Source organism: Albibacterium sp. (assembly GCF_035514885.1).
GTDB lineage: Bacteria > Bacteroidota > Bacteroidia > Sphingobacteriales > Sphingobacteriaceae > Albibacterium.
This window is the reverse complement of the sequence record NZ_DATJCH010000024.1, coordinates 155,493-170,329: the sequence shown is the minus strand read 5'-3', so window position 1 is coordinate 170,329 and position 14,837 is coordinate 155,493. Positions and strand designations below refer to the sequence as shown.

12 protein-coding genes are annotated in these 14,837 nt (G+C 35.9%); 5 read left to right on the top strand and 7 right to left on the bottom strand.

The window, feature by feature from the left end; translation table 11 throughout:
• Both VL047_RS11840 and VL047_RS11835 read right to left on the bottom strand, forming a co-directional pair.
• Entirely contained in the window at positions 1-1,812 is a 1,812-nt protein-coding gene (locus VL047_RS11840) for a HAMP domain-containing sensor histidine kinase (RefSeq protein WP_325360814.1), read from the bottom strand.
• Between the two features lie 161 nt (positions 1,813-1,973).
• Entirely contained in the window at positions 1,974-2,345 is a 372-nt protein-coding gene (locus VL047_RS11835) for a DUF3127 domain-containing protein (protein ID WP_325360812.1), read from the bottom strand.
• Between the two features lie 74 nt (positions 2,346-2,419).
• Here VL047_RS11835 and VL047_RS11830 point away from each other — a divergent pair, with 74 nt between their 5' ends.
• Positions 2,420-3,583, top strand: coding sequence for a class I SAM-dependent RNA methyltransferase (locus tag VL047_RS11830; RefSeq protein WP_325360811.1), 1,164 nt, complete (start codon positions 2,420-2,422; stop codon positions 3,581-3,583).
• 56 nt (positions 3,584-3,639) lie between these two features.
• Here the strand turns inward: VL047_RS11830 and rplS are convergent, their stop codons facing one another.
• The 4 genes from rplS to VL047_RS11810 form a co-directional block, all read right to left on the bottom strand.
• Complete coding sequence (gene rplS / locus VL047_RS11825) at positions 3,640-3,987, bottom strand: 50S ribosomal protein L19 (RefSeq protein WP_349255193.1); 348 nt, start codon at positions 3,985-3,987, stop codon at positions 3,640-3,642.
• Positions 3,988-4,108: 121 nt separating this feature from the next.
• On the bottom strand, positions 4,109-4,786 hold the full coding sequence (gene trmD, locus VL047_RS11820) for a tRNA (guanosine(37)-N1)-methyltransferase TrmD (protein ID WP_325360809.1): 678 nt from the start codon (positions 4,784-4,786) through the stop codon (positions 4,109-4,111).
• 19 nt (positions 4,787-4,805) lie between these two features.
• Positions 4,806-5,336 carry a ribosome maturation factor RimM gene (gene rimM, locus VL047_RS11815; protein ID WP_325360807.1) on the bottom strand — a complete coding sequence of 177 codons (531 nt, stop codon included), beginning with the start codon at positions 5,334-5,336 and terminating at the stop codon, positions 4,806-4,808.
• Between the two features lie 70 nt (positions 5,337-5,406).
• Positions 5,407-5,940, bottom strand: a complete 534-nt coding sequence (locus VL047_RS11810) for a 30S ribosomal protein S16 (RefSeq protein WP_325360805.1) — start codon at positions 5,938-5,940, stop codon at positions 5,407-5,409.
• A 368-nt stretch (positions 5,941-6,308) separates the two neighbouring features.
• Between VL047_RS11810 and VL047_RS11805 the strand changes: the two genes are divergently transcribed.
• Entirely contained in the window at positions 6,309-8,483 is a 2,175-nt protein-coding gene (locus tag VL047_RS11805) for a bifunctional alpha,alpha-trehalose-phosphate synthase (UDP-forming)/trehalose-phosphatase (RefSeq protein ID WP_325360803.1), read from the top strand.
• Here VL047_RS11805 and VL047_RS11800 read toward each other — a convergent pair whose 3' ends face one another.
• The gene (locus tag VL047_RS11800; RefSeq protein ID WP_325360801.1) at positions 8,484-10,283 is read right to left on the bottom strand and encodes a glycoside hydrolase family 15 protein; all 1,800 of its coding nucleotides are present in this window, start codon (positions 10,281-10,283) and stop codon (positions 8,484-8,486) included. It abuts the gene before it with no gap.
• A gap of 87 nt (positions 10,284-10,370) precedes the next feature.
• Between VL047_RS11800 and VL047_RS11795 the strand changes: the two genes are divergently transcribed.
• Genes VL047_RS11795 through mnmG form a run of 3 tightly spaced genes read left to right on the top strand, consistent with a single transcriptional unit; the run spans position 10,371 to position 14,809 of the window.
• Positions 10,371-11,021 (top strand): NAD-dependent epimerase/dehydratase family protein, encoded by a 651-nt coding sequence (locus VL047_RS11795; RefSeq protein WP_325360800.1) that lies wholly within the window; start codon positions 10,371-10,373, stop codon positions 11,019-11,021.
• Entirely contained in the window at positions 11,018-12,895 is a 1,878-nt protein-coding gene (locus tag VL047_RS11790; protein WP_325360798.1) for an ABC-F family ATP-binding cassette domain-containing protein, read from the top strand. The genes VL047_RS11795 and VL047_RS11790 overlap by 4 nt, the downstream gene beginning before the upstream one ends.
• A gap of 54 nt (positions 12,896-12,949) precedes the next feature.
• Positions 12,950-14,809: a tRNA uridine-5-carboxymethylaminomethyl(34) synthesis enzyme MnmG gene (gene mnmG, locus VL047_RS11785; RefSeq protein ID WP_325360796.1), complete on the top strand. Its 1,860-nt coding sequence runs from the start codon at positions 12,950-12,952 to the stop codon at positions 14,807-14,809.
• Positions 14,810-14,837 lie beyond the last annotated feature (28 nt).

Here is a 14,837-nt window from a genome sequence, read left to right as displayed (position 1 = left end):
TTAAGGTTTATATAAAGGTATGGTTATTTCAAATTCTGCGCCCTTATTAATTTCACTCTTCACCTTAATAGATCCTCCAATACGTTTTACAATATCTTGAACATAGCTTAGTCCTAATCCAAAACCTTTAACATCATGAATATTGCCGGTAGGAATACGATAAAATTGATCGAAAATTTTAGATAATTGGTCTTTATTCATACCCATACCGTTATCTCTTAAAATAATATTCAAGTGATTGCCATGAGCCCTTGTCTGGATATAAATATGAGGAGCATGATTAGTATACTTAATTGAATTATCAATTAAATTAAAAATCACATTCGATAAATGCAATTCATCTCCTAGAACAATTAATGGCTCTGCATTCAAATCAAACTCAATTTCAACATTATTCTTTTGCAATTGAAGTGCCATACTATCAACAACAGTCCCTATCAAATCATTTATTTCTATTGGTTCTGATTCGAGCTTAAGGTCTCCTTTTTCAATTCTAGCGATGTTTAAAACCCTTTCTATATGATTACCTAAGCGTATATTCTCATCATAGATAATTCCGGCTAATCTAGCAACACGAGACTGATCTTGCGAGATCTCTGAATCCTTTAAAGACTCACTTGCAATCATAATTGTAGCAACAGGCGTTTTAAATTCATGCGTCATGTTATTCATGAAGTCACTTTTCATTGCCGATAATTTCTTTTGTTTAATGATAGAAAGGATCGTGAAAGTGAAACAAGCTATCAATACCAATAAGAGAGTCGCAGAAGATATCAACATCGCTTTCATATTCCCAATCAGCAAGGATGATTTGTCTGGGAAGAAAACAGATAATACAGCGCGTTCACCCGATAAATCGCTTGGAAACAAAATTGTAGTATAGGCCTCACTTTCGTCGGCTACGGTTTGATTATTCGCAAATTGGAACATGATCGAATCCTTTCTGCCATTACTTATATTAAAATCAAAAGCAAGCTCAATCTTTCGATCTTTAAGTTCTTGCCTCAATTCTTCTTCCATAAACTTCGGATCAATCCTTTGCATCACCGACTTCTTAGATCGCTCAAATTCGTCGGCTAAGTTTTCTAAAGCAGAACCTTCTTTAGGATTAGTAGCTTTTACCGAATCCATATAAACACTTGCCATCCTTATTTTGGCCTGCTGCTCTAATTGTCTAATTTCTCCTTCCAGTTTAGCATCAACCCGGGGAGGCAAAGAAATGACAAACTCACCTACAATGGGATCAACAATAAAATAGCGCACACTGTCATCTTTCGCCTTCTTTATTTGACTTGCTTTTCTATCTGCATAAATCCCGATTTCTTGCTGTTGAAATACTCTTCCAGCTTCATCATAAGCTTGCTGTATAGTAACCTCATATTTCACATGAGATCGCAATACAGGATCTTTCATATAGGTTTCATAAAAATCGTTATCTAATAAAACTGCACCGGGATAGCGCCTTTTTACTTGTTGCTCCAAGACCTTAAAATCAGTTCTGAGTTTTGCTTGCTTCATCCTCATTTTATCGGCATAGGCTGAAGAAACCTCTTCTTGAGATGATCTTATTCTTTCACTTTCGCGCTGCTCACGAGCTTTATTCTCATTAGATTCCCTATTATTAAGAAAACGTAATGCCTCATCTTTCTCAACCTTAAGAGAGACGGTATTAATAGCCGCCATCACAGACTCATCAAAGAGCTGGGTTTTTAATTGATAAGATTGTCTTATAAAGTAATATTGCATGGCCATAACGCCAAGCAAAGCTATACTCATTAAACCAATAATAAGACTGATACTTCTACGATTCATATATTACAAAAATACATAAGCTGCGAGGGTAAAAAAGTCATTTAACATTATTTAACACCTTGAATTAATGAATTTTGCACTTCAAATGACAAACTGCATGATAAGCAAAGAGCCTCCTAAAATTTTAGGAGGCTCTTTGCTTATCATGCAATATAATTTTCTTAGAATGGCAAATCATCCTCTTCATTGTTATCAGAGGATATATCTGCAGGGGCAGGAGCACTATACTGCGCTGCTGCAGCTTGTTGTCCACCAGTAACTTTATTTACGCGCCATGCAACAAGAGAGTTAAAATAAGAAGTTATTCCATCCTTATTTGTCCATGGACGGCCTCGTAAATTAAAAGAAACAGCAACATCATCACCAGCGTTCAAATTATCGAAAAGATTAACCCGATCTTGAGTTGCTTCAAATTTTATATATTCTACAAATTGTGGATTCTCAGCATATTGAATCACTAAATCACGTTTTCTAAAGGTATCTGTAACCTGTTGCACTTGGCCAACTTCATGTACTTTTCCGGTAATTTCCATAATATTTACTGTTATAAACTGTAAAATTAAGGAATTTAAGTCACAATTATCAGTACCTTCGCATAATAATATCTATGCAAGTTTTCAACAATCCATCCAAAGTAATCATTACTTGTAATAACAGACTAGCGTCGTATTTACAAAAAGAGGTTCAAGATTTAGGCTTCTCAATCGTTCGTACCTTCTCAACAGGAGTAGAGCTAAAAGCAAACCTGAACGAGTGTATAAAATTGAATCTGAACCTTCGCTGCGCAAGCCAGATACTATATTCTATTAAATCTTTTGAAGCAAAAAATGCAGATGAATTATACCGCGAAGTTGCAGCAATAGCATGGGAGGATCTCATAGATTTCAATGGTTATGTATCCATCAATTCCAATGTTAATAACGAAAGCATTACAACTCCTCTCTTTGCTAACTTAAAGGTTAAGGATGGTATTGCAGATCGTATTAAGGCAAGAAAAGGACTTCGACCAAATAGCGGGCCTGATTTAAGCAGAACTGTTATTCACCTTTATTGGCAAGAGAATCAAGCAGAAATTTACATTGATTCTTCTGGAGAAACCCTAGCTAAACACGGTTATCGCAAACATCCAGGAAAAGCACCCATGCTTGAAGCTTTAGCTTCAGGTGTTATATATGGAACAAAATGGGATATGAAATCTCCTTTCGTAAACCCAATGTGCGGATCAGGAACATTAGCTATTGAAGCAGCTTTAATTGCCAGCAACAGAAAGCCAGGCCTGTTTCGGATGAACTATGCATTTATGCATATTTTAGGTTACGATGAAGAAGTCTTTTTTGAAGAAAGAAGACAATTGAAAGCTGCTATCCAAAAAAACAGTCAAGTCAAGATAATTGCCTCCGATATTTCTGCAGAAGCAGTAGAGATATCAATTAATAATGCAAAAACTGCAGGCGTAGATACGCTAATCGAATTTACTGTTTGCGACTTCAAAGAGACAAAAATTCCGGAAGAAAAAGGGGTGATTGTATTCAATCCCGAATATGGAGAGAGATTAGGAGTTCACAGTAAGTTAGAAATAACCTATAAAGAGATCGGAGATTTCTTAAAGGGCTATTGCAAAGGATATTTAGGTTATGTTTTTACAGGAAACCCTGAATTAGCAAAGAAAATAGGGTTGCGTGCATCGAGAAAAATAGAATTCTATAATGGCCGCCTCGATTGCCGTCTAATGGAGTACGAACTATACGAAGGAAGTAAGCGAGAAGAATAAGAAATAAAAAAACAGCCCTATGAAATTCATAGGGCTGTTTCATTGAAATATCTTTATTAAACTCTTCTCGATTTGATACGAGCAGCTTTACCAGTTAAGGCACGTAGGTAGTAGATCTTCGAACGACGAACTTTTCCATAATTATTAACCATTATCTTTTCGATATTTGGAGAATTAATAGGGAAGATACGCTCTACACCAACACCATTAGACATTTTACGAACTGTAAATGTTTCGCTGGTTCCAACGCTATTACGTTGAATTACTACACCTTGATATACCTGAACACGCTCTTTGTTTCCTTCGCGAATTTTATAGTGAACACTAATTGTATCACCTGCTCTAAATGCGGGAACTTCGTTTTTTGTTACCGCTTGTTCTTCTACAAACTTTACTAAATCCATGATTGTAAGTAATTAATGACGATTTTTAACCCGTAAAAATCGGATTGCAATATTAGTTATTTTTTTCGAGATATTAAATTCTTATTTTAAAATATATTTAACAATCCCATCTTTCTTAAAATTAATCGTCCAATAAATCTGGACGTCTGTCTCTGGTTCTCTTTAAAGACTCCTCATAACGCCAATTTTCAATGACTGATTGATTCCCACTCAAGAGAATTTCCGGAACCTTGTACCCATTCCAATCTGCCGGACGAGTATAAACAGGAGCGTCCAACAAATCTCCTTGAAAGGAATCAGATAAAGCAGAAGTCTCATCAGACAATACCCCTGGTATCAGCCTTACAATAGCATCAACCAAAATGGCAGCAGGGAGTTCACCGCCGGATAAAACATAATCACCAATCGATATTTCTCGCGTTACATATATATCTCGAATCCGCTGATCTATTCCTTTATAATGTCCACATAAGATAATTATATTCTTACGTATAGAGAGTTCATTTGCCGTACCCTGATTGAGTGTAATTCCATCAGGAGTCATGAAAATAATCTCATCATATTCTCGCTGTGTTTTCAACATCTCAATGCAACTGGCAAAAGGTTGAATAGACATTACCATTCCACCACCTCCACCATAAGGATAATCATCTACACTTTTCTGTTTGTTTTCCGCATAATCTCTTAGATTATGAACCACCACCTCAACCAAACCCTTTTTCTGCGCACGCTGTAAAATTGAATGTCCAAAAGGACTTTCAAGTAAACCTGGCAATACCGTTAGGATATCAAAACGCATCACAAATGAGGATTATAAGTTAAGACTGATTTAAATATATATCTAACAAACCATCGGGTAAATTGATATGAAGCTCCTTCCTCTCTTCATCAATTTCTTCAATGAAATCGTCACTCAATGGAAATAAAACCTCCTGGGATTTATAAGAAACACTAGCTACAAATTGTTGAGGATATTCATTGATTTCAAGAATTATACCCAATTCACCGTAGTTACTGTCAAAGACATTGAAACCTTTCAAATCCTCAATCAAAAACTCACCTTCTTCTCTTTCTGGCATTTTAGAATTTGGAAGAAAAACGCTTTTCCGAAGCAATTCTTGCGCCTTATCAATATGATCAATATCCTCTAAGAAAAAATATCCGGTATTATTAGATTGTAACTTATATGAGGAAACAAAGAAGGGGACTAATTGGCGATTTATTTCAATAAAAATCAGATCCAAGTCGAGGAGTTCTGGGTCATTAAATTCAAAGAATAATTGAACTTCTCCTTTTAATCCACGAGTCTTAGTAATATAACCGATCTTGAAGCTTTCATTATAATCCATAGCGTATTAATAAAAAATGTCATTTCTAAAGAAAACCTCTTGAAATGACATTCTATAATTATAAAGAAAACTATGCTTCTTCAGCAGGAGTTTCTTCTGATGATTCTGAATCAGTCGAAGTCTCTTCAACTACTTCCTCAGCAGGAGGAGTATTTTTTGCAACGATTGCTGCAGCTATGTCTTCCTTCTTCTTTGCTTCTGCAGCTAAAGCAGCTTTTTTACTTTCAGCACTACTATTAGCTAAAGCTTCTTTTTTGCTAGAGACTTTATTCTCTTTTCCTTTTAACCATTCTTCGAAACGCGCTTCTGCTACTGTTTCATCAAAAGCACCTTTCTTAACACCACCTTGTAAGTGTTTCTTATATAAAATTCCTTTATACGAAAGAATAGCACGAGCTGTATCAGTAGGCTGAGCTCCTTTATTCATCCAGTCAAGAGTTTTATCAAAGTCTAATAAAATTGTAGCTGGATTGGTATTTGGGTTATATGAACCTAAGCGCTCAATAAATTTCCCGTCTCTTGGTGCACGAGAATCTGCTACTACTACATGGTAAAAAGGCTTTCCTTTCTTACCGAATCTTTGCAATCTGATTTTAGTTGCCATTATTATTTATTTATGTATTCAACATATCTCCCGGAGCAACATACTGCGGGGCTGCAAAGATAGATAATATTTATAAAAAGATATAATTATTTAAATCATTATATCTCCCCATAATCATCTTATTTTAATCAACAAATAAATCCAGCCCAGAATTGCCAAGATGCCAATTAATCTTCCCAACCAATTTTTAAAATTTTTAGGTGCTTTCTGATAAAAACGAAAGAAAAGCATGGTTCCTATTAAAAAAACGAATGTGAAAATTAATATAATCCGCATGGTTACAAAAGTAAGACATCCATAAGAATATTCACAAACTCCAAACATTTTAACGTATATTATGTCTTATAGTAAATTAAAACCCAATAAAGTTGAGCAAGACAATTATAGTTTCTAACCGGTTACCCGTAAAAATTACACAGGAGAACAATGATTTAATTTTTAACTCAAGCGAAGGAGGCTTAGCCACCGGCTTGGGTTCTATTTATAAAGAGGGTGATAATATTTGGATTGGATGGCCTGGAATGATCATTGAAGAAGAAGCGGAAAAAGACGTAACTGAAAAACTCCAAGCCTTAAACCTTATTCCTGTCTTTTTAGAAGAGTCCGATATTAAACGCTATTATGAAGGATTTTCAAATGAAATCCTATGGCCTGTTTTCCACTATATTTCAGCATATGCACGCTTCGATTCCGATAATTGGCAATCATATAAAGAGGTAAATGAAAAATTTGCCCAAGCAATTTTACCTCATTTAGAACCAGAAGACACCTTATGGATACACGATTACCAACTCTTACTTCTACCTGGAATCATAAGAGAAAAGCATCCTAATATATCCATTGCCTTCTTTCAACACATTCCTTTTCCGTCACAAGAACTTTTCCGAATGATTCCTTGGAGAAAAGATTTATTGAGAGGAATGTTAGGAGCCGACCTTATTGGTTTCCATACATTTGATGATGTGCGACATTTTATCAGTGCAGCAACCCATCTCCTAGATCTGCATGTTGATGGAAGCATGATTCGCTCTGGTGATCGAGCTATTGCTATTGAGCCATTTCCTATGGGTATCGACGCTCAAAAGTTCTCAGACCTGTCGAAGAATGAAACAGTAAAAGAGCATATACGAAGTCTGAAAGAACACTACAAGGATCAAAAAATATTCCTTTCAATTGACAGATTAGACTATAGCAAAGGTATTATTCAACGCTTAGAAGCCTTCGAGCTTTTCTTACAAGAAAATCCCGACTACCATGAAAAAGTAGTTCTATTTATGATTGTTGTGCCTTCACGTGATAATGTAGAAGAATATCAGCGCCTTAAGAATGAGATTGATCGCATTGTCGGCAATATCAATTCACATTACAGAAAACTAGATTGGTATCCAATAGCCTATTTTTACCAAAGCTATCCCGTTGAATTCTTATCTGCTCTATACAATATAGCAGACGTCTGTTTAATCACTCCCATGCGAGATGGAATGAACTTAGTTTGCAAAGAGTATGTCGCAAGTCGGAACGACAATACCGGCGTACTTATCCTCAGCGAGATGGCTGGCGCATCAAAAGAACTCATTGACGCTATAATTGTTAATCCTAACAACATCCATAAGGTTAAGAACGCTTTGATAGAAGCGTTGAATATGCCCGCAAAAGAAATGAGGGAAAGAATGATGGCAATGCGACAAATGGTTTTTAAATACAACATCTATCACTGGGTCAAAATATATATGCAGCGACTGAGAGATGTTAAAAGCACACAGCTTTCAATGAGAGCCGGCAGGGTTAAAGATTCCATAAGAACTCAGATTAAGGAAAGATTCAATAAGTCCGAAAAAAGGCTTATCCTCTTAGATTATGATGGAACACTCGTAGGATTTAAAACTCAAATCGACCTGGCTTCTCCAGATCAGGAACTTTACGATCTCCTGGATTGCTTTACCTCGGATAAAAAAAATCATACCGTACTAATTAGCGGTCGAAAACATGAAACTCTGGAAGAATGGTTTGGTCATAAAGAGTTAGACTTAATTGCAGAGCATGGTGCCTGGCGAAAAAGAATTAAAGGAGACTGGAAGCAGAAAGCTGATTTATCCATGTCTTGGAAAGAGGAAGTCCATCAACTAATGGATGCATTTTGCGATCGAACACCTGGTGCCTTTGTAGAAGAAAAGAGCTATTCATTAGTCTGGCATTACCGTAAAGTTCAAAAGGGTTTAGGGTCCCTGAGAGCAAATGAACTCATGGATAACTTACGTTATATAACTGCTAGCCATGGCCTTCAACTCTTAAACGGTGATAAAGTCGTTGAGGTAAAGAACTCTGAAGTGAATAAGGGAAAAGCAACTTCAAGTGTAATAACCAAATCAGAATATGACTTTATATTGGCCATAGGAGACGATTATACAGACGAAGATATCTTTAAAGCCTTACCTGAAGATGCTTTCAGCATAAAAGTAGGAAACCATATATCGGCTGCTCGCTACTTCTTGGAAGACTTTCATGAGGTTCGCAGCCTTTTGCACTTCCTGTTACAACCTTAATTATTCTTGCTTCATCAGGAAGCTTGGCTTATCAAGCTTTTGAGCTATTCTATAAGCAGCGTTCATTAAACCAACATGACTGTAAGCCTGTGGGAAATTCCCCCATTGGCTGCCGTCATTTTCATCAATATCTTCACTGAATAACATCAAATGATTGCCATAACTTAATAGCTTTTCAAAGGTTTCCTGGGCCTCTTCAATTCTTCCTACACTTGCTAAAGCTTCAACATACCAAAATGCACAGATCAGAAACGTTGTTTTTGGTCTACCAAAATCATCTGAGTGCAAATAACGATAAAACAGCCCTTCAGGAGTTTTTAATTCCTTTTCTAAAGCAATTAAATGATCCTTTGCCCGTTCAGAATTTGGATCTAGATAATTCATCAATATAAGCTGTAGTGTACTTGCGTCCAGATGCGGACTGTCAACTGCATGTGTATAAACTTTTCGATTCGGATCATAACATTTCTCAATGTGTTCGCTAGCCTTCTTAATCAGTATTTTAGCCCGTTCTTGTATTTGAGTGTCTTCAATTGCAATACCAATTTTTAATGCCGCATTACTGCCCGCCCACTGAAATAAGTTGCTATAGCTATGCCGATTAGCAAAATTTCTAAATTCCCAAATACCCGCATCTTTCTCATCAATAGTTTGCTCAATTTTACTTAATAAAAAAGAAACCCACTGACTAGAGTCTGTTCTTTCTCTAAAAACAAAACGATGGTCCGTATAAAGAGGAAGTAAGGAGATCAGAGCTTGGCCATATACATCATTCTGAATGTGTTCATAGGCCTGATTCCCAATACGAACTGGTTGGTTTCCTCGATAACCTGCTAGGTGATCTAGAATTTCTTCTGTCAGTTCTTTCTTGCCTGTAATTCCATATAAGGGCTGGAATCGTCCTCTGGCTTCATAAGATATGTTAGCAATGTAATTAGCATAGCCTTCCATTTCCTCAAATTGCCCAATATGGTTTAATGCAGTTAAAACATAGAAACTATCGCGAAGCCAGCAGTAGCGATAATCCCAGTTCCTACCACTCCCTTCAGCTTCAGGCAGACTGCTTGTTCCGGCTGCAATAATAGCTCCTGTATCTTCATATTGATGGATTTTTAAAGCTAATGCAGAACGAATCACGGCTTCCTGATAAACAGGAGCAATCGTGGTGTGCTTTATCCATATTCGCCAATAGTTAATTGTTTCGCGCAAAAAATGTTCTGCAGTACTAACAATTGGTGCCTCTAGGGGACTTCCATAGGTGAGAAATATATACTTCGCTTCTGTCAATACAAAAGATCTGTCTTCAGCAAAATTACTTAAAGGAATATCTGTAGTCAATCGAATAGGCTCGGGGCCACCGTGAAAAACCAGATGATTACTCCCTTGATAACTATCTAACTGTATTTTACCATAATCGTAAACAGGGTTGCAACGAACTTTAATTTTAGGGCTTTTACTAATGGGTTCAATTTTCCGAACGAGCATTAAGGGTTTAAAATAACGATCATACTGGCTAAAGCGAGGCGCAAAGTCTGTTACCCGATAGGTTCCATCCTCACTTGTTATTTCTGTCCGCAAAACATTCGTATTCTCAATATAATATTGTTTGGAAGTATATTCAGAGGAAATAGGCAAAATAGAGAATTCTCCTCCCTTCTTATCATCCAATAAACTCCCAAATACAAAAGAGCTATCAAAGCGAGGCCAACAGAGCCATGAGATATTGGTATCCTTCTTTATATGAGCCATGAAGGCACAATTTCCAATAATCCCAGTCTCATAGGTTTTAATATACGTCATAATCTACTGTGTTTTTTAAACGATTTACATCCAATTATCATGCCTCCAATGGAAATGTGTACTTTTGCATTCATTAATAATTAAAATATGCGAGCCTTAATTTTTGGAGCAAGTGGTTTGATAGGTAGTGAGTTGCTGAAATTAGCTTTGAATGATCCTTATTTTTCCTCTGTCACTATTATAGTAAGAAAAAGACTATCTCTATCAAATAATAAACTTACTGAAATAATATCAACTTTCGAAGAACTAGAAGAGAATCAGGACATCTTACAGGGTGATATTATATTTTCATGTCTTGGAACTACAAAGAGTAAAACTCCAGATCAAAATGAATATTATAAAATAGATCATGATTATCCTGTGACCGCAAGCAAGATAGCTATTAAAAATGGTGCAAAATACATTCACCTTGTATCATCATTAGGCGCAAATAGCTCATCGTCAAATACTTACCTAAAAATGAAAGGCGAGATAGAAGAGGACATTTCTAAATTACCCTTTCTAGGTGTCCATTTCTACAGACCCTCACTTATCATTGGCAAAAGAAAAGAGAGTCGTCCGTTAGAAGGAATAAGTGCGCTTATTTTTAATATAATCAATCCCTTACTTTTGGGTTCTTTAAAAAAATATCAAAGTATTAAAGCTACGGATATTGCCAAGGCTATGTTATCGCAAGCTAAAAAAGAAATAAAAGGGATTCATATCTATCAATCGAACATAATAAAAGAATTAGCGTGAGTATTTTATCAACAGAACTTCTAGGTCATATTTATAGTGATCGTTGGCTATTTAAAGACCTTTCTTTTGGGATACAAAAAGGGGATCGGATTGCATTAGTGGGGATCAATGGTACCGGGAAATCCACTCTTCTTAAAATACTTGCTGGAATAGAGAACCCAAGTCTTGGAAAAGTTGTTTCAGAAAGAGGAATCAATATAGGTTATTTAGAACAAGACCCAAAGTTCGAAGGATTAACGACCATCAATGATTTTGTATTTAGCGTTGATAACGAACAACAGCAATTAATTAAAGAGTACGAACGTTTGATAGAGATGGATCCTATTCAAGAAGAAAAGCTTGCCGAAGTAACGGAAAAGCTTAGTGCTTCTAATGCTTGGGAATATGAATATCATATCAAGACAGTATTAAGCAGATTAGGACTTAAGAATCTAGATCAGGAAATTAAAGACTTATCTGGAGGCCAACAAAAGAGATTGGCACTAGCAAAGTTATTAATTAACGAACCTGACATTTATATATTAGATGAGCCAACCAACCACTTGGATATTGAAACCATAGAATGGCTTGAAAAGCTATTAACTACCAAACAGAAAACGCTTATTTTTGTAACACACGACCGTTATTTTCTGAATAACATTTGCACAGAAATAAGGGAGTTAGATAAGGGTAAGATTTATAGCTATAAAGGGAAATACGATAATTTTTTAAATATAAAAGAAGAACGAGAAGCCGGAGAATCCATCGCACTAGAGCGAAACCAAAATCTTTTAAGAAAAGAACTCGAGTGGATGCGTCGACAACCTCAAGCCAGAGGAACAAAATCAAAATCCAGAATTGATGCTTATTATGACCTGGAAGAAAAAACTCAAAATAAGAACGTAAAAGAATCTGTTCAATTGAGTGTTAAAATCTCCAGACAAGGTGGAAAAATTTTAGAGATAAACAACCTGAGTAAATCCTTTAATAATCATGTTATTATTGAAGACTTTTCATATACCTTCAAAAAGGGTGACAGAATAGGCTTAGCAGGAAAAAATGGAACAGGAAAATCAACCTTTTTAAATTTAATTACTGGGGTTCTGGACTCTGATCATGGAACTGTAGTAAAAGGAGATACTACTGTATTCGGCTACTACCGTCAACTTGGTTTAAAACTGAATGAAAACGAGCGTGTAATTGACATTGTAAAAAACATCGCTGAATTTATTAAGATGGCTAACGGAGATCTGATAAGTGCATCTCAATTATTGACTCATTTCTTATTTCCACCTGAAAAGCAATTTGGTTTTGTTAATAAATTAAGTGGGGGAGAAAAGAAACGTTTACAACTTTTACGAGTTCTAATTACAAATCCAAATTTCTTAATCCTCGATGAACCTTCAAACGATTTAGATATAGATACATTAAATGTATTAGAAGAGTTTTTGGAAAACTATTCAGGGGTTTTAATACTTGTTTCACACGATAGATATTTATTGGACCGACTTACGGACCAGTTATTCATATTTACAGATTCACCTGAACTTAAAGTCTATAATGGAAATTACTCCGACTATAAACTAGAACAGGAATTAGAAGAAAAAGAAACCAAAGAAAGAGCAACGAAAGTCGAAAAACAAAATACAATTATTCATAAGCCTGTATTAAAAGTTCAAAAGAATGTAATTACCTTTAAAGAAAAACAAGAACTAAAAGCACTCGAAAAAGAAATACCCCAACTTGAAGAACAAATACAAGAAAAGTCAAAAACCATGAATACAGTTAGCGACCATAATGTATTAATAGAGATTGCACAGGAAGTTGAAAATTTAAATAAGCAGCTATCAGAAAAAGAAGATCGTTGGCTCACTTTATTGGAAAAAGAAAATTAACGTTTCACGTGGAACATTTTTCCAATGTTCCACGTGAAACCATATCACAAAATCATGTTTAAGAAATATAATGTAATTGTTGTTGGAGGTGGCCATGCCGGTTGCGAAGCTGCCATTGCTGCATCCAACTTAGGTTCGAGCGTATTATTAGTTACCATGAATATGACAACTATCGCGCAAATGAGCTGCAACCCAGCTATGGGTGGAGTTGCCAAAGGTCAAATATTACGAGAAATTGATGCGATGGGAGGATTATCAGGAATTGTATCTGATAAGACAACCATTCAATTCAGAATGTTAAATCAATCTAAAGGACCTGCTATGTGGAGTCCCAGAACGCAAAATGATAGAATGCGTTTCTCGGAAGAGTGGCGTCTACAGCTTGAAAACAGAGAGAATATTGATTTTTGGCAGGATACAGTAAAGGAAATTCTTATTGAAAATGGTAGAGCTGCAGGAGTTAAAACATCTTTAGGAATCGAAATACCCGCCGATTCCGTTGTATTGACCAATGGAACTTTTCTAAACGGCTTAATTCACATTGGCGAAAAAAGATTCGGAGGAGGAAGAGCAGGAGAGAAAGCTGCTACCGGACTTACCGAACAACTCATTAGTCTTGGCTTTGCTTCTGGAAGAATGAAGACAGGAACGCCGCCTCGCGTTGATGGCCGTAGTCTCAACTATTCCTTGATGGAAGAACAATGGGGAGATGAGAAAAAAGGGAAATTTTCTTATACTGACGTTGAAACTCCAAAAGAACAACGTTGTTGTTGGATTACTTATACTAACGAAAGCGTACATGAAACATTAAAGGAAGGATTCGAAAAATCGCCAATGTTTACTGGTAGAATTAAAGGATTAGGTCCGCGTTATTGCCCATCTATTGAAGATAAAATAAACAGATTTGCCGGTAGAGATCGTCACCAAATATTTGTTGAACCTGAAGGCTGGAATACAGTAGAAATTTATGTGAATGGCTTCTCTACATCTCTTCCCGAAGATGTTCAATATAAAGCTTTACGAAAGATCCCAGGATTTGAAAACGCAAAAATGTTCCGCCCTGGTTATGCAATCGAATACGATTTTTTCCCACCAATGCAGTTAGATGCCACATTGGAAACCTTCTTGATTAAGAACCTTTTCTTTGCAGGACAAATTAACGGAACTACCGGATACGAAGAAGCAGCCAGTCAGGGTATGATCGCAGGTATCAATGCACATCAAAGAATAAACGATCAACATGAACTAATACTTAAGAGGAGTGAAGCGTATATAGGTGTCCTTATTGATGACCTGGTTACCAAAGGTACAGAAGAGCCCTACCGCATGTTTACTTCTCGTGCAGAACATCGTTTACTATTACGACAAGATAATGCAGACGAACGTTTAACTCCATTAGCCCATAAACTAGGACTTGTTTCACAAGACAGGCTTGATAAGGTTAATGAAAAAGTAGATAATGCAAACACGGTTATAAAATATTTAAGAAAGACGTCAATAGATAAAGATCTAATTAATCCAATCCTTGTAGAAAACAACAACAGTCCATTGACACAAAACAAGAAAATGGTCGATCTATTAACCAGGCCGCAATTAAATATTTATGACCTTGCCAATTCAAATTCGGAATTTAAAGAATTACTAAATAAATATGATGAAGAAACAATTGAGCAGACCGAAATAAAAGTAAAGTATGAAAGTTATTTTCAGAAAGAATTTGAATTAATCAATAAAATGAAAAAGATGGAAGATCAAATGATCAATCCAGAATTTGAATATTCAAAACTAAATTCTTTGTCTAAAGAGGCGAGAGAAAAATTGAACAAAGTGAAACCACGAACAATTGGGCAAGCATCAAGGATTTCAGGAGTTACGCCTTCAGATATATCAGTTTTAGTCGTTCATTTATCATAAATAACTCATTATCAAAGAATTAATCTAA